The organism is Burkholderia sp. COPS (genome assembly GCF_019425585.1).
Lineage (GTDB): Bacteria > Pseudomonadota > Gammaproteobacteria > Burkholderiales > Burkholderiaceae > Burkholderia > Burkholderia cepacia.
This window is the reverse complement of record NZ_WIXR01000045.1, coordinates 34,757-56,105: the sequence shown is the minus strand read 5'-3', so window position 1 is coordinate 56,105 and position 21,349 is coordinate 34,757. Positions and strand designations below refer to the sequence as shown.

Sequence of the window (21,349 nt, the reverse complement as noted above, 5' to 3'; positions counted from 1 at the left end):
AGACCGCATGAAAAAAGTGGAGCAGAGAAAGATGGAGTGGGCAACAGGCACGCGTTTGCGTGCGATCGCAGCCGCGGCAAGCGTGGCGTTCGGTGCGGCGGCGGGGCAGGCATATGCCCAGACGGCGCCGGCCGTGAACGCAGGCGCCGCGGCGTCGGCCAGCAGTGCGCAGGGCGGTGCGGCGGCCAGTGCGTCGACCGGTACGCTGCCGACGATCAACGTCAACGCGGCCTCGGAAGGGGACGGCACGGTCGGGCTCGTCGCGAAGCGCAGCCGGACCGGCACGAAGACCGATACACCGATCAACGAGATCCCGCAGACGATCAACGTCGTCACCGCGCAGCAGATCGAGATGACCGGCGCGACCGACGTGAACGCGGCACTGCGCTACGTGCCGGGTTTCTCGTCGTACGGTTCGGACAACCGTTCCGACTGGTACGCGGCACTGCGCGGCTTCACGCCGACCGCCTACGTGAACGGGCTGCAGGTGCCGAACACGATCAACCTTGCGAGCTGGCGCGTCGATCCGTACATGATCGACAGCATCACCGTGCTGCGCGGGCCGACCTCGGTGCTGTACGGCGCGGGCGATCCCGGCGCGATCGTCGACGTGCAGACCAAGCTCGCCGACGGCGAGCGCGTGCGGGAGGCCGGCGTGCAGATCGGCAACTACGCGCGCAAGCAGTTCATGATCGACGTGGGCGACAAGCTCGACCCGGATGGCAAGTACGCGTACCGGTTCGTCGGCGTCGCGCGTGACGGCAATGCGCTGACGGGCCCGAACAACGACCAGCGCGTCGCGCTCGCGCCGTCGTTCCGCTGGCGCCCGAACGCGGATACGTCGCTGACGCTGTCCGCGACGTACCTGCAGGACTGGGGCGACATCTCGTCGAACTTCCTGCCCGCGCAAGGCACGGTGCTCCCGAACCCGAGCGGCCAGATCAACAAGGACGTGTACGAAGGCGACCCGAACTTCAACTACTACCGCAAGAAGCAGTGGTCGGTCGGCTACCAGTTCGAGCAGAACCTGACTTCGGCGTGGAAGTTCCGGCAGAACGTCCGCCTGATGCACCTGTCGCTCGACAACGGTTCGGTGTGGGGCAACGGCTTCGTCGACGGCAGCACGACCGATGTCAGCCGCTGGGCCGGCGTGTTCCAGATGAACTACAGCCGCTTCGACATCGACAACAACGTCGAAGGCCGCTTCGCGACGGGCCCGCTCCAGCACACGCTGCTGCTCGGCTTCCAGTACAACCGGCAGACCGCAACCGACAGCGAGTGGATTGCCGCCGCGCCGCCGCTGAACATCTACAACCCGGTGTACACGCCCGTGACCACGTCGGTGTTCTCCAATCCGGAGACCACGGGTCGCACCAACACGTACACGGCGATGAACACGTTCGGCCTGTACGCGCAGGACCAGATCAAGTGGAACCGCTGGACGCTGACGCTCGGCGGCCGCGAGGACTGGGTCAACATGCGCCAGGACGACCGCGCGGGCGGCACGTCGACGAAGGCGGACGTCACGGCGTTCACCGGCCGCGTCGGCCTCACGTACCAGGGCGACTACGGGCTGTCGCCGTACGTCAGCTACGCGACGTCGTTCAACCCGCTGATCGGCGTGAACCTGCTCGGCGGCGGGCTGCCGCAGCCGACGCGCGGCAAGCAGATCGAGGCCGGCCTGCGCTGGCAGCCGCCCGGCAAGAACCTGATGCTGAACGCGGCGATCTACCAGATCAACCAGACCAACGGCATCACGCCGGCGCTGCCGAGCCAGGACGACAGCGGCACCAAGTCGGTACAGTCCGGCGAGGTGCGTTCGCGCGGGATCGAGCTGAGTGCGACCGGCAAGGTCACACCGAACCTGTCGATGATCGCTTCGTACGTCTACCAGGACGTGAAGGTCATCAAGGCGAACGACAACTCGCTGAACAACTGGCCGGTCGACATTCCGCGTCCGCGCCAGATGGCGTCGCTGTGGGCCGACTGGACGTGGCATACGGGGGCGCTCGCGGGGCTGGGCTTCGGCGGCGGCGTTCGCTACCAGAGCGCGTCGGCCGGTGGGTCCGACAACTCGCTGACGGTGTCGAGCGTCACGCTGTTCGACGCGGGCGTGCATTACGACACGCGCAACTGGCGCTTCGCCGTGAACGGGACGAACCTGGCCAACCGCCACTACATCAGCGGCTGCCAGTCGGTAAACGTCTGCGTGTTCGGCACCGACCGCACGGTGATCGCGACCGCGAAATACAACTGGTGACGATGCGCGCCGCGGCCCGCCGGCCGGCCTTCGTGGCCGGCACGGGCCGGCCGCGGCGCCTTCGTCCGCTTTTCCACGACGCATCCATGCCGAAGAAAAATCTCGTCTACATCCAGTCGCTGCGCAACGGCGCGGCCGATCGCGCCGGCCAGCCGGTCGCTTATCAGGGCGGCACGCGCTACATGAAGGCGCCGCTCGAATTCCTCGTCGAGCGCCTGAACGACTCGCCGCTCGGCGAGCGTTACACGCTCAAGGGCGTGATCGTCGACGACGACGACGGTTCGCCGGCCGACCGCGCGAAGGTGGCCGACTACGGTTTCGCGCGCACGCCGGGCCGCCCGTGGATCCTGCCGGAAGGGTTGACGGTGCAGGGCCGGCCGGTCGACGAACTGTTCTGCACGATTGCGTCGACGTACCGGCGGCTGCCGCGCGACGCACGCGAGCGTGCAGCCGGCAAACAGGCGTTCGAGCGCCGCCTGCTCGAGCGCCTGCTCGAACTCGAAGCCGATGTCGTCGTGCTCGACGGGCTGCTCGTGATCCTCGACGAGCTCGTGCGGCCCGGCGCGCGCTTTCACCGGCGCATCGCCAACATCCACCCGGGCATCACCGCCGACGGTTCGCCGTACCAGCGGCGCGGCGCATGGGCGACGCTCGACGCGCTGCACGGCGCGCGCGGCGAACGGGTCGACTGGGCGAGCGGCGCGACGTCGTCCGTCGAGCCCGTGATGATGACGGGCGCGTCGTTCCACTACGTCGACAACGGCATCGATTCCGGCGAGGTGATCTGCGACGTGCTCGACACGCCGATCGCACCGGACGACACGATTCTCGAACTGCGCTGGAACAACTTCCAGCGCAGCCTGTTTCCGGCGCTCGAGCGGGGGCTGCACGTTCTCGCCGATCGCCACGACGCGGGAGCACTGTGATGCAAGACACGCTGACGAAACCGGCCGGCGCCGCCGACGCCGTCGAAGGTGAAGTGGCCGCGGCGCTCGACGGCGCCGCGCACGGGCCGGCGATGACGGTCGCCGAGCGCTCGCTCGACGCGTGGCGGCCCGACGATTCGCCGGAGACACTGCTCGCGGCGTTCGTCGCGCTCTTCAACACCGACACGCGATACGACGCGGCGACGATCACGGTGCCGCTCGGCGGCGCCGATGCGGCGGCCGTTGCGTCGTACGTGGCGCGCGCGGTGCGCGAGGGCGTGATCGACGGCGCGCAGGCCGAGGGCGACACGCTGCGGTTCACCGTATCGCGCACGACCTTCTGGCAGAACCCGCGACCGTGGCTGAAGGCGCCCGCGTCGGGCGGGATGCCGCTGCGCCATGCGATCACGAACGGGCACCGGCACCCGGTGCGGCCGCCGTCGCCGGCCGGCGAGATCTATGCACGCCATATGCCGCAGGTCGGGATGACGTTCAGCCTGCGCACCGTCGACATCGACGCGCATGCGGACCTGTTCAGCGGCTGGATGAACCTCGATCGCGTCGCGCATTTCTGGGACCAGCGCGGCACGCGCGACGAGCACGCGGCGTATCTTGCCGAGCGGCTCGCCGATCCGCACATGCACCCGATGATCGGCTATTTCGACGACACGCCGTTCGGCTATTTCGAGTTCTACTGGGCGAAGGAGGATCGTCTCGCGCCGTTCTACGATGCGCACGACTACGATCGCGGGCTGCACCTGCTGATCGGCGATTCGCGGTTCCAGAGCGCCGGCAAGCTGCATGCATGGTGGAGCGGGGTGCTGCACTACATGTTCGTTGACGAACCGCGCACGCAGCGGCTCGTCGGCGAGCCGCGCGTCGATCACGTGCGGCACATCGCGTACATGCACCGGCTCGGGTTCCACACGCTGAAGGAGTTCGATTTCCCGCACAAGCGCGCGGCGCTCACCGTGATCGAGCGAGACACATTCTTCGACACTTTCCGGTTGCCGTGACGGCGCGGGTGCGCAGCGTCGGTGCGACGTTGCGCGCGGTGCGGTGCCGCACCGGCATCGGCCGTTCGGGATATGGACCGCGTGTCCTGCGTCGTGAAGAATGGATCGCTCTCCTCATCGACGACAGGCCGGCAACATGACAAAAACACCCGTGGCAGCGTGGGGCGCGACGTCCGATTTGCGTTCCCTCAATTTGACATATGCTAGCATATGTCTAGAATGGGCGCATCGTACTCCCATGGAGTGGCTCATGCGCACCGTTTCCATTTTCAAGAACGCCCGTAACCAGGCAATCCGCATCCCGAAGGACATGGAGTTCGAGGGGGTGACGGAACTCGAGATCCGTCGCGAGGGCGACACGCTGCTGCTGCGGCCCGTGCGGCCCACGTGGCTCTCGTTTGCGAGCGAACCGCTGGCCGACGCCGATTTCCTCGCCGAACGCCCGGCCGTGATCGAGTCCGGCCGCTTCGACCTTTCCGGCGGCGCCGCGCCGACGGAGTCCGGCCAGTGACCACGCTCTACATGCTCGATACGAACATCTGTTCGTTCATCATGCGCGAGCGGTCGCCGGTAGTGCTTTCGCGGCTGCAATCGTGCGTCAATGCGCAGCACCGGATCGTCGTGTCGGCCATCACTTATGCCGAAATGCGGTTCGGCGCAGTCGGCAGGAAGGCTTCGCCGAAGCATGCGGAACTCGTGACGGCCTTTGTCTCGCGGCTCGATGGCGTGCTGTCGTGGGATACGGCGGCCGTCGATGCAACGGCCGCGATTCGTGCCGATCTCGCCGCGCGCGGCATGCCGATCGGCGCGAACGATGCGTCGATCGCCGGGCATGCGATCGCGGCCGGTGCGGTGCTCGTCACGAACAACGGGCGGGAGTTCGGCCGGGTGGCCGGGTTGTCGCTCGAAGACTGGGCAGCCTGAGCGCGGCAGTGCGAAAGCGGGATGACGCGGCGGCGCCACAGCGTCGTGTCATGCGTGCGGTGCGGGTGAATCCTCGAGAAAGGCGTCGCGAAATGCGTCGAGATACCGGTTGGCGTCATCGCTGAATTCACCCGGCAACAGCGCGAACGCACGTGCCAGCAGATCCTGGCCGAGCGTGGCATAGGTCGCTTCGTCGGACAACAGCACGCGGATCGCGTCGCGCGTGTGCGGCGAGGCAATCCGTTTCGCGTCTCGCGCGAGCAGCGCGGCGGCGGCAAGGCCGGGCTGGAACGCATGCCGTTCCAGCAGGTCGGGGGCGGCATCCCAGATGCGCTCGCGATTGCTAGCATCGTGAAAATTCCGCAGCAGGAACAGCAGGTCGTACGCATCGCTGTTCTGGCGTGCACGCCGGTCCTTCCAGGCGAGCAGCTTCAGCAGCGCGAGCGCCGGCAGGCTGGCCACCGGCACGACGGTGCGTGCGTCGATCGACACCGGCTGCGCGGTGTCCACCGCTTCCTGGAAGCCGAGCACATTCAGCACGAATTCGCCGCCCGGCGGCCACGCGATCTCGCCCGGCGGCGTTTCGAGCGGCCCGAACGGCACGAGATCGAGTTCGGTGCGAAAACCGTGCGTGCCGCTGTCGAACAGCAGTTTCTGCTGTTGTTTCGGTGCGCGCGTGAATTGCCCGGTCGCAACGAGCGCATCGACGAGCTGCGCGTGAAACGGCCAGCTCACCGCGCACACCGCGACGTCGACGTCCCGTGTCGCACGCACCGGCCGGATGCCGTGGACGTGCCACATCAGGATGTCGCGCGCGGTTGCGCCGGCGACGACGAAGGCCGCCTCGACGCGCGCGCAGGCATGGCTCACCGCTTGCAAGAGCGCGACCGCCGCCGGGTCGAGCGGCCGGCGCGCGTCGACTTCAAGCGGGCGGATGGGCGAGGTATCGGTCATGGATCCGTTCGGCGGCGGCAAGGTTGCGGCTGTCCCCGGAGGAGACGAGATCCGCATAGATCAGGAGCGGCGGTACGAGCGGCACGCGCGGCTCGTGCCAGTCGAGCGCGGGCGAGTGCGGCCAGAATGCTTCGACGATTTCGACGTCGCCGTGGTCGTCCGGGCGCAGGCGGGCCTGGAGCAGCAGGCGATTCGATGCCGCGCCGTGCGTATAGACGGTGATTTCGGCCGGCTTCAGGTCGTGCGTCAGCAGGTCGGCCGCCGGTTCGCCGCCGAGCCGCGCATCGAACGACGCGAAATCGAAATCGCGCCACCAGTCGGGCGCGAGGCTGGCATAACGACGGCTCGGCAGTTTCGCGCGCAGGCGGCTCGGGTACAGCGCAACCCATTCGTGCACGAAGCGCGGCCAGTCGGGTATCAGGCGTTCGCCATTGCGGCGCTGCCCGACGAGGCCGCGCGCGATCAGGTCGTCCATCGCGAGGTTGACCGTGCCGAGCGCGACACCCGACGCGGCCGCAATCGTCCGATAAGGCTGTGCGACGAGGCCCGGCTGTGTCGCGACCGCGAACATCACGGCCAGCCCCTTCGGCGTCGTCGCGCGCGATGCCTGCCGGCGCGGCGTGCGTGCGGGTTTCGGCCGGCCCGCGATCATCACGGTCGCCTCCGGCTGAATCAGGCATGCGTTGCCCGCGGTGTCGAGAAACGGGATGCCCTGGTCGGTCAGGCCGGCGGCCAGTTCGGCCGAAAGATAGGGGGCGATCAGCATCAGCGGCCGCTCGCCGGGTGTCGCGATCGCGACGCCGCGGCGGCGCAGTGCCGCGAGTGCGCCCGGCAGCGATTCGACGCGCAGGCTCACGGCGGCCGGCATCTCGAACACCTGCCCGGCAACGTCGAAGCGGATCATCGCGTCGGTTTGCCCGGCATACGCGGCCGGCACGCGCACGGGCCGCGCGCCGAAGCGCCGGGTCGCGCGTTCGAACGCGGCGCAGGCTTCGTCGAGCACGTGCTGTTCCGACATCGGAAGGGGGGCGTTCTCGGGCATCGGAGGCGATTGCTTGTTCACTTCCTCATCAGCGTACACAAAAAATGTACATGTGTCAAAAAGTGAACAATTACCTGTAACACGTTGATGTGTCGGCATTATTCCGGATGCTTGAACGGTCATCGTCGAATCCTGGCGCTCGTCAAATCGCTGTCAAGCCCACAGTCTCGCTCGCCCGAACCGTGTGTGGCAGTCATCCGGATGGCCGGTCAGCTCATATCGTGTGCGGTACCAGATACGGCAACCGTCGGTTGCTACCGCGACGACTTTTCGTCTGTCCGGTTGCTGGCGAACCGACTATCCTTGCCTGCACATTCCCCGCAGAAACAGGAGACGACACCGTGACGCACAGCGTGATTCCCGCAGGCCTCGCCGACGAAATGATCGAGATCCGGCACCGCATCCATGCCCACCCCGAGCTTGGCTTCGAGGAATTCGCGACGAGCGACCTCGTCGCCGAGCAACTGCAGTCGTGGGGCTACACGGTGCATCGCGGGCTGGGCGGCACTGGCGTCGTCGCGCAGCTGAAGGTCGGCAACGGCACGCAGCGCCTCGGCCTGCGCGCCGACATGGATGCGTTGCCGATCCACGAGGCCACGGGCCTGCCGTACGAGAGCAGGATCGCCGGCAAGATGCATGCATGCGGTCACGACGGCCACACGGCGATGCTGCTCGCCGCCGCGAAGCATCTTGCGCGCGAGCGCCGCTTCTCGGGCACGCTGAACCTGATTTTCCAGCCGGCCGAGGAAGGGCTCGGCGGCGCGAAGAAGATGCTCGACGAAGGGCTGTTCGAGCTGTTCCCGTGCGACGCGATCTTCGCGATGCACAACATGCCGGGCTTCCCCACGGGCAAATTCGGCTTCCTGCCGGGGCCGTTCATGGCGTCGTCCGATACCGTCGTCATCGACGTGCAGGGCCGCGGCGGCCACGGCGCGGTGCCGCACAAGGCGGTCGATTCGGTGGTCGTGTGCGCGCAGATCGTCATTGCGCTGCAGACGATCGTGTCGCGCAACGTGTCGCCGCTCGACATGGCGATCGTCACGGTCGGCGCGATCCACGCGGGCGAGGCGCCGAACGTGATTCCCGATCGCGCGCAGATGCGCCTGTCGGTGCGCGCGCTGAAGCCGGAGGTGCGCGACCTGCTCGAGACGCGCATCAAGGAAGTCGTGCATGCGCAGGCCGCCGTGTTCGGCGCGACCGCGACGATCGACTACCAGCGCCGCTACCCGGTGCTCGTCAACGACACGGACATGACCGCGTTCGCGCGCGGCGTCGCGTGCGAGTGGGTGGGCGAAGCGAACCTGATCGACGGGATGGTGCCGCTCACCGGCAGCGAGGATTTCGCGTTCCTGCTCGAGAAGCGGCCGGGCTGCTACCTGATCATCGGCAACGGCGACGGAGAGGGCGGCTGCATGGTGCACAACCCCGGCTACGACTTCAACGACGCGGCACTGCCTACCGGCGCGTCGTACTGGGTCAAGCTGGCCGAGGCGTTCCTGGTGTGATGCGGCGGCGCGGCGGCGTGCGAGCTGCCGCGCCTGCAAGGCCGGAGCCGACACAACAGGCTCATTCGCATTGGAAACGCGCCAAAGGCGCTACGCACGAGCCGGCGCAGATCCCCGCCCAGGCTCATGTTCCACTGGAAAGCGCGCCGTGACCGCATTTGACGCTCCTTGACATCGACGGAACAGGTCGCGTGCTACGCTGCGCGCGACGCCGGACCGGCACGATGAATACAGGTGTGGATGAAATGCGAAAACAGCTTCTGACCGTGCTGACCGCCGGTGCGGTCGCCATTCTGGCAGCCGGGTGCGACGACCAGAAAGTGGCTGACGCGGTGAATGCGATCAAGCCCGATCCGATGGCGTTCGGCAATCTGCAGCCGGGCGTGTCGACGACCGAGGACGTGCTCCGCCAGGCGGGCAAGCCGGAAATGGTCAGGCAGGGCGACGACGGCTCGCAGCGGTTCGAATATCCGCGCGGCCCGTACGGCACGAGCACCTACATGCTCGATTTCGGGCCCGACGGCCGGCTCGTGTCGATCACGCAGGCGCTGACGGCGGCGAACATCGCGAAGGTCGTGCCCGGGATGTCGAAGGACGACGTGCGCCAACTGCTCGGCAAGCCGACCGAGATCGCGCAATACGCGCTGAGCCACGAAGAGGTGTGGAGCTGGCACTGGGCCGAGGGCGGCGTATCGGGCGACGCGATGTTCAACGCGCATTTCTCGCCCGACGGCACCGTGATCCGCACTTCGCGCTCGGAAGCGCCGGGCCGCGAAAAACCCTGACATCGCGGCGCCTCGCCGTTTTTTCGGTCAGAACGCCGTGCCGCCGAACAGCGCCACGACCGCCTCCGGATTCGACGGCCAGTACAGGTGCATGTACGTCGCGACGATCGCGCCGTGGCGATAGACGGCTTCGCCGCTGCCCGGCTTGCCGTCGGGGCGCGCCGCGTTCGCGACCGGTTCCAGCGGCGTCGCGAGCGTCGAATAATGAAACGTATGGCCGCGCATCGGCCCGGTACGCGTATCGAGCTGCTGCATGCCGAGCGCCGCGAACCGGCGCTGCATCGTCGCCCGCCCCGGCAACAGCCCGAGCATCGATGTCGTGACACCGTCGACGTCGGTCAGCGATTCACACAGATACACCATCCCCCCGCATTCCGCGACGATCGGCCGGCGAGCCGCCGCATGTGCGCGAATGGTGCGTGCGGCGGCGTCATTCGCCGCGAGCGTCGCCGCATGCAGTTCCGGATAGCCGCCCGGCAGGAACAGCGCGTCGCAATCGGCCGGCACGGGTTCGTCGGCGAGCGGCGAGAAGAAGCGCAACTGCGCTCCAAGTGCGTCGAGCAGCGCGAGATTCGCCGGATAGATGAACGAAAACGCCGCGTCGCGCGCAATCGCGATCCGCTTGCCGGCGAGCGCACGCGGCAGCGGCGCCGCGGCGTCCGGTTCGGCGAACGCGACGGCGGGCGGCAATTCGGCGAGCGCCGTCTGCGCGAGCACGTCGGCCGCGCGATCGAGCCGTGCGTTGAGATCGCCGATGTCGGCCGGCTGGTGCAGGCCGAGATGCCGCTCCGGCAGCGCGATGCCCGCATCGGCCGGCACGTGCCCGAGCCAGCGCAGGTCGTCGGGCAGCGCCTGTTGCAGCAGTTCCGCGTGCCGGGCCGAGCCGACGCGGTTCGCGAGCACGCCGTGAAACGGCAGCCCCGGCCGGAACCGGGCGAGCCCGAACGCGATCGCCGCGAACGTCTGCGCCATCGCCTTCGCGGAAATCACCGCGACGACCGGCACGCCGAACGCAGCCGCGAGGTCGGCACTGCTCGGCGTGCCGTCGAACAGCCCCATCACGCCTTCGATCAGGATCAGGTCGGCATCGCGTGCGGCATCGGCAAGCAACGCGCGGCAGCCGGCCTCGCCGACCATCCCGAGATCGAGCGCATGCACGGGGGCGCCGCTCGCGCGTTCGAGCAGCATCGGATCGAGAAAGTCGGGCCCGGTCTTGAACACGCGCACACGGCGGCCGAGCCGGCGGTGCAGCCGCGCGAGGCCGGCCGTCACCGACGTCTTGCCCTGGCCCGACGCGGGCGCACTGACGAACAGCGCGGGGCAGGCGGGCATGCTCAGAACTCCACGCCGCGCTGCGCCTTCACGCCTTGCTCCTTGTACGGATGCTTGACGAGCCGCATCTCGGTGACGAGGTCGGCCGCGTCGATCAGCGCATCGGGCGCATGCCGCCCGGTCACGACGACGTGGACCGAATCGGGACGCGCGGCGAGCGTCGCGAGCACTTCGTCGAGCGGCAGGTATTCGTACTTCAGCACCGTGTTCAACTCGTCGAGGATCACCATCCGGTAATCGCCGCTTTCGATCATCCGGCGCGCCTCGTCCCAGCCCTTGCGCGCGGTCGCGATGTCGGCGTCGCGGTTCTGCGTGTTCCACGTGTAGCCGTCGCCCATCGTCACGAAATCGCATTCGGCAACCGCGCCGAGGAAGTCGCGCTCGGACGTGTGCAGCGCGCCCTTGATGAACTGCACGACACCGAGCCGCATGCCGTGGCCGAGCACGCGCACGGCCATGCCGAACGCGGCCGTGCTCTTGCCCTTGCCGTTGCCGGTGTTGACGATCAGCAGGCCCTTTTCGTTGACGGCGGCGGCCTGCTTCTTCTCGTGGCCCGCGCGGCGGCGTTCGGTCATCCGTTGATGGGATTCGGCGTCGGTTTTCATCGGATTCGTCCTGTCGAAAGAAAGCGAAACAAAGGGTTCAGAGCGGGCCGGCGAGTGCGACCGTCACACCGTCCCGGATGGATTTGGGGCCCAGCAGCCGGCCGTGCGGCGCCGCGAGCTGCGCGCACGCCTCGGCCACGCCCGCGACGCCGAAGCGGGCGAGCGCGGCATCCGACGGGCCGCTCACGGCCAGTTCGGGGCGGCTCGCGAGCTGTGCCGCGTCGAACGCGACGAGCGGCCAGCCGCGTCTCGCGCACAGCGTGCGCAGCGCGCGTGCGCGCGCCTTGTCGGCGAGCGTGGCGACGAGCGCCGGTTCGGCAGCCGGGTACCGCATCAGCGCGACGCGGATCGCGGCATCGAGTTGCGCGGCCGTCACGTCCGCGCGGAAACCGACACCGATCGCGACGCGCATCATGCGCGGCTGCCGAGTGCGGCGCGCACCGCGGGATCGTCGGCGAACGCCGCGACGCGGCCGATCACGACGATGGCCGGTGAACCGATGCCGGTCGCGCCGACCTGTTCGACGAGCGTGTCGAGCGTCGCGAGCACGTGCCGCTGTTCGGGGCGCGTCGCATTCTCGATCGCCGCGCACGGCGTGTCGCCGGGCAGGCCGCCTTCGCGCAGCGCGGCTGCAATCGTGTCGAGCCGGCGGATGCCCATGTAGACGACGATCGTCATGCGCGTGGCCGCGAGCGCGCGCCAGTCGGGTTCGTCGGCGCCCGCACCGTGGCCCGTGACGAAGATCACGCCCTGCGCGTCGCCGCGCTGCGTGACCGGAATGCCGAGCGCGGCCGGCGCGGCGATGCCCGCCGTGACGCCGCTCACGACCTCGACTCGAAATCCCGCGGCGCCGAGCGCGGCCAGTTCCTCGCCGCCGCGGCCGAACACGAACGGGTCGCCGCCCTTGAGCCGTGCGACGCTGCGGCCCGCGCGCAGATGCGCGAGCATCGCCGCGACGATCGCCTCCTGCGGCGTCGAGGCATGGCCGCCGCGCTTGCCGACGTGCTCGATGTGCGCGTCGGCGCGCGCATGGCGCAGCACGTCGGGGTTCACGAGATCGTCGACGAGCAGCACGTCGGCCGAGCCGATCGCGTGGACGGCCTTGAGCGTCAGCAGGTCGGCGTCGCCGGGGCCGGCGCCGATGAGCCAGGCGCGGCTCATTGGACGCGGCACGGCGCGCACCGTGTCGAAACAGTGGAAAGGGGAAGGCGGGCGGCACATCGGCGGCCGGCAGACAGGCAACGCATAACGGATCGGGCGAAGCCCGCGCGAACGCGGGCGGAATGCGCACCCGGTCCGTCCCCCGCGGATCGGGCGTTCGGCGAGCATCGGGCTCGCCCCTTGCGTCGGCCGGTATCCGGGCTGGCCGCTTGCCAGGCCGCAGCCTTCCCGCCCGGTGGAAGGGCAGTGGCATCGTGGGCGGCATGGGCGCGTGCGCGGGGAAGCGCGTCGCGCGGGCGGCGTACCGTTGCGGGGACAGCACAGGCAGGGCGGCAATCCACCTCCTGTTTCCCGTTTAACTGCATGCGCGGAATGCGCATGCGAGCACCGAACGCGGCGCATACGATAGCACAGCGCACCGGCGCAAACGCATGCGGGGTGGGCGCTTACCCGTCGTCGGTCTTTGCGACGCTCGGCGAACATGTCGCCGAGCAAATGAAGGCCATGCCCCGATCCCGGAAAGCGCGGCGGCGCACAGTCGCCACGTGTTTCAAGTAAGGCTTCAGCAACCGCCCGCGCCGCAGGATCCACTGCCGCCTGAACCTCCGGACGAGCCGGAACTGCCGCCGATGCCGCCGCGATTCGGGCCACAGACCGCGGCACCGGCGAGTGCGCCGACGGCCGAGGCGGCTCGATGCCGATTGCGAAACAGGTGCGATATACGCGATCGGCTCTTTGTCGCAGCGGGCTGCTTCACAAGCACCGCTTCGATTCCCGTAGCGTTTGCAGAATGCAGTACGACCACATCAGTACTTTCGCGACCGTTGCAAGAGGGGAATCCATCCCCTTCAGGGCAAACGGAAACAAGAGCGCCATCGACAGCCATACGACGATGGCCACATACAACCGGGCAATATTCATGGTCTGAACGAATGTGTCGCAGTGGTTTATCCCGATCATCGAAAACCGGCTGAAGCGGACAATCGAATACCGGCCGCGCGACGTCAATCATCCGAATCTCCAAGGAGCATGAACGTTTCCGCGCCCAACCCACGCTGCACCTGCTGCGGCGCGGGCCTTGCTATTACGGACAACGTGTACAACCGTCAATTCTGAAAAACCGCTTCGGATGGCGAGTTGTACTACTTCGCGTTCGATCCCGCACGGGGTTGTCGGGTGCGCCAGGCAGTCGAACGATTTCCCCGGCATACCCGCGCCGGATCGCTGCCCGCCGGTTCATCCGGCCGGCCTGGCCACCCGCCGCCTTGACGCTCCCGCCCCCGGCGCCTACACTCGCACGCGTTTTGGTGCTCGCGCGCGCCGCTCCGGCGCGCGCAGTTAAACGGGAAACAGGGAGCCTGCCTGCGTCGCAGTCGAGCCAACCTGTGCTGCCCCCGCAACGGTAAGCGAACGCATCGTGCCCGCCGCGATGCAGCGCCGCTTCGCCGCATGCCGCGCGCATGCGGACGACCGCCACTGGATGCCTTGCGCATCCGGGAAGGCGAAGCGGCGTGTTCGTCAGCCCGGATACCGGCCTAAACGTTGGGGTTCAGCGCCGCGGGGAGGCGGCGCATCGTCCACGGCCGCAGCGTGCCCGACACCCGAGCGTTTCCCGATTCCCGACGTCCGGCCGCCTGCGCGAGCGCGCATGTTCCGGTGCGACGAAGGGCCGGATCGCGCGGGGCCGCGCAGCGACGGCCGTGTTGGCATTCTTCATGTCGACCGTTCGCAAGGGAGCGTCATGCTCGATTCGCTGTTTCGCCTGTTCAACGACAGTCCGTCCGGGTTGCGCGGCAAGATCGTCGCGATCTATGCGCTGCTGATCGCCTTCAACGCAGGCGCATGGATCTGGGCATTCGCCGCCTTCCATGGCCAGCCCGTGCTGCTCGGCACCGCGCTGCTCGCGTACGTGTTCGGGCTGCGTCATGCGGTCGACGCCGACCACATCGCGGCGATCGACAACGTCACGCGCAAGCTGATGCAGGAGGGCCGCAGCCCGCTCGGCGCGGGCCTGTTCTTCTCGCTCGGCCATTCGACGGTCGTGATCGTGATGTCGGTCGTGGTGACGCTCACGGCCGCGTCGCTCGCACGCTTCGAGAGCATGAAAGCGTGGGGCGGTGTGATCAGCACGAGCGTGTCGGCATTCTTCCTGCTGGTGCTCGCGATCGCGAACCTGCTGATCCTGATTTCCGTCTACCGGACGTTTCGCGCCGCGCGGCGCGGCGAGCCGATCGTCGACGCCGATCTCGACATGCTGCTGAACCAGCGCGGCGTGCTTGCGCGCCTGTTCCGTCCGCTGTTCCGGCTCGTGTCGCGCAGCTGGCACCTGTATCCGGTCGGGTTCCTGTTCGGCTTCGGCTTCGACACGGCGACCGAGATCGCGCTGTTCGGCATCTCGGCGGCGCAGGTGCAGGGCGGCCTGTCGTTCTGGTCCGTGATGGCGCTGCCCATGCTGTTCACCGCGGGCATGACGCTCGTCGACACGACCGACGGCATCCTGATGATGGGGGCGTATCGCTGGGCGTACGTGCGGCCGATCCGCAAGATCTACTACAACATGACGATCACCTTCGTGTCGGTGCTGGTCGCCGCGCTGATCGGCGGCATCGAGGTGCTGGCGCTGCTCGCGGACAAGCTGTCGCTGCAGGGCCCGGTATGGGACTTCGCGTCGATGGTGGCGTCGCACTTCGGCATGCTCGGTTATGTCGTGATCGGCCTGTTCCTCGCCTGCTGGCTCGTGTCGGCCCTGATCTACCGGCTGAAGCGCTACGACGAGATCGACGTGACGATCTCGGCGTGACTCTCCCTTACCAACCTGGATATTCCATGACCCTACGCAAGCTTCCCGTCACGATCGTCACGGGCTTTCTCGGCAGCGGCAAGACGACGCTGATGCGCCACATCCTGCAACACGCCGAAGGCCGCCGCATCGCGGTGATCGTCAACGAATTCGGCGAACTCGGCATCGACGGCGAAATCCTCAAGGGTTGCGGCATCGGCTGCGAGGATGCCGACGGTGCGCAGGGCGAAGCGTCGGGCCAGCTCTACGAACTAGCGAACGGCTGCCTGTGCTGCACCGTGCAGGAAGAGTTCTATCCGGTGATGGAAGCGCTCGTCGAGCGCCGCGCGGACATCGACCACGTGCTGATCGAGACGTCCGGGCTCGCGCTGCCGAAGCCGCTCGTGCAGGCGTTCAACTGGCCGACGATCCGCAACAGCTTCACGGTCGACGCGGTCGTGACCGTCGTCGACGGGCCGGCTGCCGCTAGCGGCCAGTTCGCGGAAAACCCGCAGGCCGTCGACGCGCAGCGCCGCGCCGACCCGAACCTCGACCACGAATCGCCGCTGCACGAGCTGTTCGCCGATCAACTGTCGTCCGCCGATCTCGTGATCGTGAACAAGGCCGATCTCGTCGGCGACGCGGAATTCGCGCAGATCGAAACCGCGATCCGCGACGAGATTCCGCCGCAGGTGAAGATCGTGCGCGCGACGCGCGGCGAGCTCGATCTCGCGATGCTGCTCGGCCTCGAATCGGCATCGGAAGAAACGATCCACCTGCGCCACGACCATCACGGCTCGGCCGACGACGGCAATCACGATCACCACCACGACGATTTCGACTCGGTGGTCGTGTCGGGCGACGCCGGCACGCGCGAGGCGACGATCGCCGCGCTGCAGCGCGTCGTCGAAGCGCACACGATCTACCGCGCGAAAGGCTTCGCCGCGCTGCCCGGTGCGCCGATGCGGCTCGTGATCCAGGGTGTCGGCCGCCGCTTCGACAGCTATTTCGACCGTCGCTGGCAGGACGGCGAAACGCGCGCGAGCCGCTTCGTGCTGATCGGCGAGGATCTCGACGCGGCCGCGCTGCAACGCGCGTTCGACGCCGCGTGCGCGGCCGAACCGCAACAGGCGTAACGCACGATGCATCTGCTGCGCACCACGCCGGGCGGTTTCGTCGACGATACGCAGGGTGTCGTCCGGATCGACCAGCAACCGGCCGACATCGTGATCCTGAGCTCGGCCGACACGACGCTGTCGCTGCTTGCCAGCGTCGTGCCGCACCTGCCGGCCGGCTTCCCGAGCGTGCGGCTCGCGAACGTCACGTTCCTGCGGCAGCCGGCGTCGGTCGATTTCTACGTCGACGACGTGTTGCAGCACGCGAAGGCGGTCGTGATCGACCATCTCGGCGGCGAGGCGTACTGGCCGTACGGGATCGAGCAGGCCGTGTCGCTCGCGTCGAAGCGCGCGCAGCAGCTCGCGATGTTCTCGGGCGACCTGCAGGAAGACCCGAACCTCGTCGCGAAGAGCACGGTCGCGCCCGGCCTGTGCCGGCTGTGGTGGCGCTACCTGCGCGAAGGCGGCGTGCACAACGCCGAGGCGCTGCTGCGCAGCATCGCATTCCACACACTCGGGTTCGGCGACGAACCCGAACCGCCGCGCCCGTTGCCGGCCGCCGCGCTGTATCACCCGGCGCGCGACCGCGCGAGCGTCGACGACTGGCGGCCGCGCTGGACGCCGGGCGCACCGGTCGTCGCGATCGTGTTCTATCGCGCGCACTGGCAGGCCGCGAACACGGCCGTGTTCGACGCGCTGGCCGATGCGCTCGTTCAGGAGGGGCTGAATCCGCTGCCGATCGCGGTCACGTCGCTGAAGGATGCGGTGAGCCGTGAAGTCATCACGCAGCTCTGCGACACGCACGACGTCGCACTCGTGCTGAACACGACCGCGTTCGCGGCCGGCGCGATCGACAGCCCGGAACACGACGTGCTCGCCGGCGACGCGCCGGTATTGCAGGTGATCCTGTCCGGCGGCAATCGCGACGCGTGGGTAGCCGACAACCAGGGCCTGCATGCGCGCGACATCGCGATGCACATCGCGCTGCCCGAGGTCGACGGCCGGATCGTCACGCGCGCGGTGAGCTTCAAGGGGCTCGCGTACCGCTGCCCGCATACCGAGGTCGACGTCGTGCGCTACCAGCCGGACGCCGAGCGGATCGCGTTCGTCGCGGCGCTCGCGCGCGGCTGGTGCCGGCTGCGCACGCTCGACAACGCGAGCAAGCGCGTCGCGCTGATTCTCGCGAACTATCCGCAAAGCGAAGGGCGGATCGGCAACGGTGTCGGGCTCGATACGCCGGCGTCCGCGCTGCGCGTGCTCGCGGCGCTACGCGACGCGGGCTACGCGGTGGCCGACCTGCCGCCCGACGGCGACGCGCTGATCGCGCGGCTCACCGAAGGCGTGACCAACGACGCGGCCGTGCATGCGCTGCGCCCCGCCTTCCAGAGCTTCCCGCTGGCCGACTACGTTGCGCATTTCGCGCGGCTGCCGGCCGCCGTGCGCGATGCGCTGAACGAACGCTGGGGCCCGCCCGAAGCCGATCCGACGCTGCGGCAAGGGCGCTTCACGATCGCCGGCTGGCGCGCGGGCAACGTGTTCGTCGGCATCCAGCCGTCGCGCTCGCGCGGCGAGAACGACTACGCGAGCTACCACGACGCGGATCTCGTGCCGCCGCATGCGTATCTCGCGTTCTATTTCTGGCTGCGCGATGCGTATCGCATCGACGCGGTCATCCACCTCGGCAAGCACGGCAACCTCGAATGGCTGCCGGGCAAGAGCGTCGCGCTGTCCGACGCGTGCTGGCCCGACCTGACCCTCGGGCCGCTGCCGCATCTTTATCCGTTCATCGTCAACGATCCGGGCGAGGGCAGCCAGGCGAAGCGCCGCGCGCAGGCCGTGATCGTCGATCACCTGATGCCGCCGCTCACGCGCGCGGAAAACTACGGCCCGCTGCAGGATCTCGAGCGGCAGGTCGACGAATACTACGAAGCGTTGATGGTCGATGCGCGGCGCGCGAAGCTGCTGCGCAAGACGATCCTCGCGACGATCGCCGAGCATCGTCTGCACGACGAGCTGAGCGTGTCGCCGCCGCGCGACGCGGGCGACGAGGATGCGCTGCTGACGCGCGTCGACGCGTGGCTGTGCGAACTGAAGGAAGCGCAGATTCGCGACGGGCTGCACGTGTTCGGCGTGTCGCCGGCCGGGCGCCAGCGGCGCGACACGCTGCTGGCGCTCGCGCGCTTTCCGGTCGGCGACGGCAAGGGCGCACGCGCAGGACTGATCGGCGCGCTCGCGCGCGATCTTGCGCTCGGCGATGATTTCGACCCGCTCGCGGCCGACTGGGCCGCGCCGTGGGTCGGCCCGCGACCGGCGATCCTGCACGCGCTCGACGCATCGCCGTGGCGCCATGCCGGCGATACGCGCGAGCGGCTCGAACGGCTCGCGCAGCAATGGCTGGACAGGCTGTGTGCAGCCGACGGCAGCCATACGGGCGCGGAAGACGCGCCGCCCCCCGGCGACTGGCCGCACACGCTCGCCGTGATCGAGCGCGTCCGCGCGACGCTGCTGCCGGCGCTCGACGCGTGCGGCGGCGAGGAAATGCGTCAGTTGCTGCGCGGGCTCGACGGCCGCTTCGTGCCGCCGGGGCCGAGCGGCTCGCCGTCGCGCGGCCGCCCCGACGTGCTGCCGACCGGCCGCAATTTCTACTCGGTCGACACGCGCGCGGTGCCGACGCAGGCCGCGTGGTCGCTCGGCCTGAAATCCGCGCAGCAGCTGATCGAGCGCCATCTGCAGGATCACGGCGATTATCCGCGCGCGATCGGGCTGTCGGTGTGGGGCACGGCGACGATGCGCACGGGCGGCGACGACATCGCGCAGGCGTTCGCGCTGCTTGGCGTGCGGCCGAAATGGGCGCACGGCAGCCACCGCGTGACCGATTTCGAGATCCTGCCGATCGAGATCTTCGACCGGCCGCGCATCGACGTGACGCTGCGCGTATCGGGTTTCTTCCGCGATGCGTTCCCGAACCTGATGCATCTGTTCGACGCAGCGGTGCAGGCGGTGGCCGCGCTCGACGAGCCGGAGGAACTGAACCCGATCCGCGCGCGCATCGAGCGCGAACGCGCGAAGTGGGTCGCACAGGGCGTGGCGCCGGACGAAGCGCGCCGCCGCGCCGGCTGGCGCGTGTTCGGCGCGCGGCCGGGCAGCTACGGCGCGGGCCTGCAAGACCTGATCGACCAGCGCCGCTGGCAGACCGACGCCGATCTCGCGGAGGCGTACCGCCAGTGGGGCGGCCATGCGTATGCGCAGAACAGCGCGGGCGACGCCGCGGCCGACGTGTTCGGCGAGCGGCTCGCGACGATCGACGTGGTCGTGCAGAACCAGGACAGCCGCGAGCACGACATCCTCGATTCGAACGACTATTACCAGTTCCAGGGCGGGATGACCGCGGCGGTGCGGCACCTGTCCGGGCAGCAGCCGAGCATCTACCACGGCGACCACGCGAACCCGGTCGCGCCGAAGATGCGCACGCTGCGCGAGGAAATCGCGCGCGTGATCCGTTCGCGCGTCGTCAACCCGAAATGGCTCGACGGCGTGAAGCGCCATGGTTACAAGGGCGCGGCCGAGCTGGCGGCGACCGTCGACTACCTGTACGGCTATGACGCGACCGCGCGCGTGCTGTCCGACCACCAGTACGCGCTCGTCGCCGACGCGTACCTGTTCGACGACGCCACCCGCGCGTTCCTCGAACGGCACAACCCGAAGGCGCTGCACGGCATCTGCGAACGCTTCGTCGAGGCGATGCAGCGCGGCCTGTGGCAGCAACCGGGCGACTATCGCGAGCGGATCGAAACGGTCTGGCTCGACAGCGAACAACTCCAGGAAGGGGGACGGCGATGACCGATCCGACGACGCACCGCGCGCGCGCGGTTTTTCCGTTTGCGGCGCTCGTCGCACAGGACGCGCTGCAGCAGGCGCTGCTGCTCGCCGCGATCGACCCGTCGCTCGGCGGCGTGCTCGTGAGCGGCCCGCGCGGCACCGCGAAATCGACCGCCGCGCGCGGCCTCGCCGAGCTGTTGCCCGAAGGGCAGTTCGTCACGCTGCCGCTGTCGGCGAGCGACGAGCAGGTGACGGGGACGCTCGACCTCGCGCATGCACTCGCCGACAACGGCGTGCGCTTCCGGCCGGGCCTGCTCGCGCGGGCGCATCTCGGCGTGCTGTATGTCGACGAGGTGAACCTGCTCGCCGACGGGCTCGTCGATACGCTGCTCGACGTCGCCGCGAGCGGCGTGAACATCGTCGAACGCGATGGCGTGTCGCACGCGCACGACGCACGCTTCGTGCTCGTCGGCACGATGAATCCCGAGGAGGGCGAGCTGCGTCCGCAACTGCTCGACCGCTTCGGCCTGATGGTCGAACTGGAGAACTGCTTCGACGCCGCGCAGCGCGAGCGGATCGTGAAGGCGCGGCTTGCATTCGATCTCGATCCGGAGGCGTTCCGCGCGCGCCATGCCTCCGCGCAGCGCGCACTCGGCGAACGGATTCGCGCGGCGCGCGCCCGGCTGGCGACGCTCGATTTCGGCGATGCGGTGCATGCGCACGTCAGCGCGCTGTGCATCGACGCGGCCGTCGACGGGCTGCGTGCCGACCTCGTGATGTTGCGCGCGGCGCGCGCGCTCGCCGCACTGGAGCAGGCCGATGCGGTGACGGTGTCGCATGTGGCGCGCGTGGCCGAAGCCGTGCTGCGGCACCGGCGCCATGCCGGTGCGCCGCCGTCGTCCGGAGCGTCGCAGCCGGATCGCGCGCGCGACGACCGTTCGCCGCCGGACGCACGCCAGCAGCCGGACGATCAACCGGCCACAAGCGGAAACGGCGCCGCCGTCGCGCAGGCCGACTGGGGCTACCTGCGGCCCGAGCCGGCGGGGCTGCGCGACGTGAAAAGCGTGGTGCCGCTGCCGCTAAAAAAACACTGAGCCATCGAGCCGGCGCCGCCGCGAACGCCGTT

The 21,349-nt window shown here is 68.8% G+C and carries 17 protein-coding genes and 2 riboswitches; of the genes, 11 read left to right on the top strand and 6 right to left on the bottom strand.

Annotated elements, in window-relative coordinates:
- Positions 1-7: 7 nt before the first annotated feature.
- From FOZ70_RS30510 to FOZ70_RS30490, 5 genes are all read left to right on the top strand, one after another.
- Positions 8-2,260, top strand: a complete 2,253-nt coding sequence (locus FOZ70_RS30510) for a TonB-dependent siderophore receptor (RefSeq protein WP_219707466.1) — start codon at positions 8-10, stop codon at positions 2,258-2,260.
- Between the two features lie 86 nt (positions 2,261-2,346).
- Entirely contained in the window at positions 2,347-3,186 is an 840-nt protein-coding gene (locus tag FOZ70_RS30505) for a formyltransferase family protein (protein WP_042975471.1), read from the top strand.
- Complete coding sequence (locus FOZ70_RS30500; RefSeq protein ID WP_059496031.1) at positions 3,186-4,202, top strand: GNAT family N-acetyltransferase; 1,017 nt, start codon at positions 3,186-3,188, stop codon at positions 4,200-4,202. Before FOZ70_RS30505 ends, FOZ70_RS30500 begins: the two co-directional genes overlap by 1 nt.
- Before the next feature lie 250 nt (positions 4,203-4,452).
- Positions 4,453-4,713, top strand: a complete 261-nt coding sequence (vapB, locus tag FOZ70_RS30495; RefSeq protein ID WP_021160097.1) for a type II toxin-antitoxin system VapB family antitoxin — start codon at positions 4,453-4,455, stop codon at positions 4,711-4,713.
- Positions 4,710-5,126 carry a PIN domain-containing protein gene (locus FOZ70_RS30490; RefSeq protein WP_219707465.1) on the top strand — a complete coding sequence of 139 codons (417 nt, stop codon included), beginning with the start codon at positions 4,710-4,712 and terminating at the stop codon, positions 5,124-5,126. The genes vapB and FOZ70_RS30490 overlap by 4 nt, the downstream gene beginning before the upstream one ends.
- Positions 5,127-5,174: 48 nt before the next feature.
- Here the strand turns inward: FOZ70_RS30490 and FOZ70_RS30485 are convergent, their stop codons facing one another.
- Positions 5,175-6,080: a nucleotidyl transferase AbiEii/AbiGii toxin family protein gene (locus FOZ70_RS30485; RefSeq protein WP_219707464.1), complete on the bottom strand. Its 906-nt coding sequence runs from the start codon at positions 6,078-6,080 to the stop codon at positions 5,175-5,177.
- Positions 6,049-7,122: a type IV toxin-antitoxin system AbiEi family antitoxin gene (locus tag FOZ70_RS30480; protein ID WP_219707463.1), complete on the bottom strand. Its 1,074-nt coding sequence runs from the start codon at positions 7,120-7,122 to the stop codon at positions 6,049-6,051. The genes FOZ70_RS30485 and FOZ70_RS30480 overlap by 32 nt, the downstream gene beginning before the upstream one ends.
- A gap of 341 nt (positions 7,123-7,463) precedes the next feature.
- Between FOZ70_RS30480 and FOZ70_RS30475 the strand changes: the two genes are divergently transcribed.
- Entirely contained in the window at positions 7,464-8,627 is a 1,164-nt protein-coding gene (locus tag FOZ70_RS30475) for a M20 aminoacylase family protein (RefSeq protein WP_219707462.1), read from the top strand.
- Between the two features lie 245 nt (positions 8,628-8,872).
- Positions 8,873-9,412: an outer membrane protein assembly factor BamE gene (bamE, locus tag FOZ70_RS30470; protein ID WP_048020589.1), complete on the top strand. Its 540-nt coding sequence runs from the start codon at positions 8,873-8,875 to the stop codon at positions 9,410-9,412.
- A gap of 27 nt (positions 9,413-9,439) precedes the next feature.
- Here bamE and FOZ70_RS30465 read toward each other — a convergent pair whose 3' ends face one another.
- The 4 genes from FOZ70_RS30465 to cobA are packed head-to-tail and all read right to left on the bottom strand — an operon-like array spanning position 9,440 to position 12,570.
- A complete protein-coding gene (locus FOZ70_RS30465; RefSeq protein ID WP_219707461.1) occupies positions 9,440-10,744 on the bottom strand; it encodes a cobyrinate a,c-diamide synthase in 1,305 nt (434 codons plus the stop codon).
- 2 nt (positions 10,745-10,746) lie between these two features.
- Positions 10,747-11,349 (bottom strand): cob(I)yrinic acid a,c-diamide adenosyltransferase, encoded by a 603-nt coding sequence (gene cobO / locus FOZ70_RS30460; RefSeq protein WP_021160089.1) that lies wholly within the window; start codon positions 11,347-11,349, stop codon positions 10,747-10,749.
- Between the two features lie 37 nt (positions 11,350-11,386).
- Positions 11,387-11,764 carry a cobalamin biosynthesis protein gene (locus FOZ70_RS30455; protein ID WP_219707460.1) on the bottom strand — a complete coding sequence of 126 codons (378 nt, stop codon included), beginning with the start codon at positions 11,762-11,764 and terminating at the stop codon, positions 11,387-11,389.
- Positions 11,761-12,570: a uroporphyrinogen-III C-methyltransferase gene (cobA, locus tag FOZ70_RS30450; RefSeq protein ID WP_185730851.1), complete on the bottom strand. Its 810-nt coding sequence runs from the start codon at positions 12,568-12,570 to the stop codon at positions 11,761-11,763. The genes FOZ70_RS30455 and cobA overlap by 4 nt, the downstream gene beginning before the upstream one ends.
- 109 nt (positions 12,571-12,679) lie before the next feature.
- A riboswitch (cobalamin riboswitch) is annotated at positions 12,680-12,917 on the bottom strand.
- Positions 12,918-13,798: 881 nt separating this feature from the next.
- Positions 13,799-14,064, top strand: a riboswitch (cobalamin riboswitch).
- Between the two features lie 187 nt (positions 14,065-14,251).
- On the opposite strand from cobA, the gene FOZ70_RS30445 reads away from it, so the two are divergent.
- The 4 genes from FOZ70_RS30445 to FOZ70_RS30430 are packed head-to-tail and all read left to right on the top strand — an operon-like array spanning position 14,252 to position 21,317.
- Positions 14,252-15,310, top strand: a complete 1,059-nt coding sequence (locus tag FOZ70_RS30445) for a HoxN/HupN/NixA family nickel/cobalt transporter (protein ID WP_042975467.1) — start codon at positions 14,252-14,254, stop codon at positions 15,308-15,310.
- 26 nt (positions 15,311-15,336) lie between these two features.
- Positions 15,337-16,425: a cobalamin biosynthesis protein CobW gene (cobW, locus tag FOZ70_RS30440; RefSeq protein WP_219707459.1), complete on the top strand. Its 1,089-nt coding sequence runs from the start codon at positions 15,337-15,339 to the stop codon at positions 16,423-16,425.
- 6 nt (positions 16,426-16,431) lie between these two features.
- Positions 16,432-20,244 (top strand): cobaltochelatase subunit CobN, encoded by a 3,813-nt coding sequence (cobN, locus tag FOZ70_RS30435; protein ID WP_219707458.1) that lies wholly within the window; start codon positions 16,432-16,434, stop codon positions 20,242-20,244.
- Positions 20,241-21,317 (top strand): ATP-binding protein, encoded by a 1,077-nt coding sequence (locus FOZ70_RS30430; protein WP_219707457.1) that lies wholly within the window; start codon positions 20,241-20,243, stop codon positions 21,315-21,317. Before cobN ends, FOZ70_RS30430 begins: the two co-directional genes overlap by 4 nt.
- Positions 21,318-21,349 lie beyond the last annotated feature (32 nt).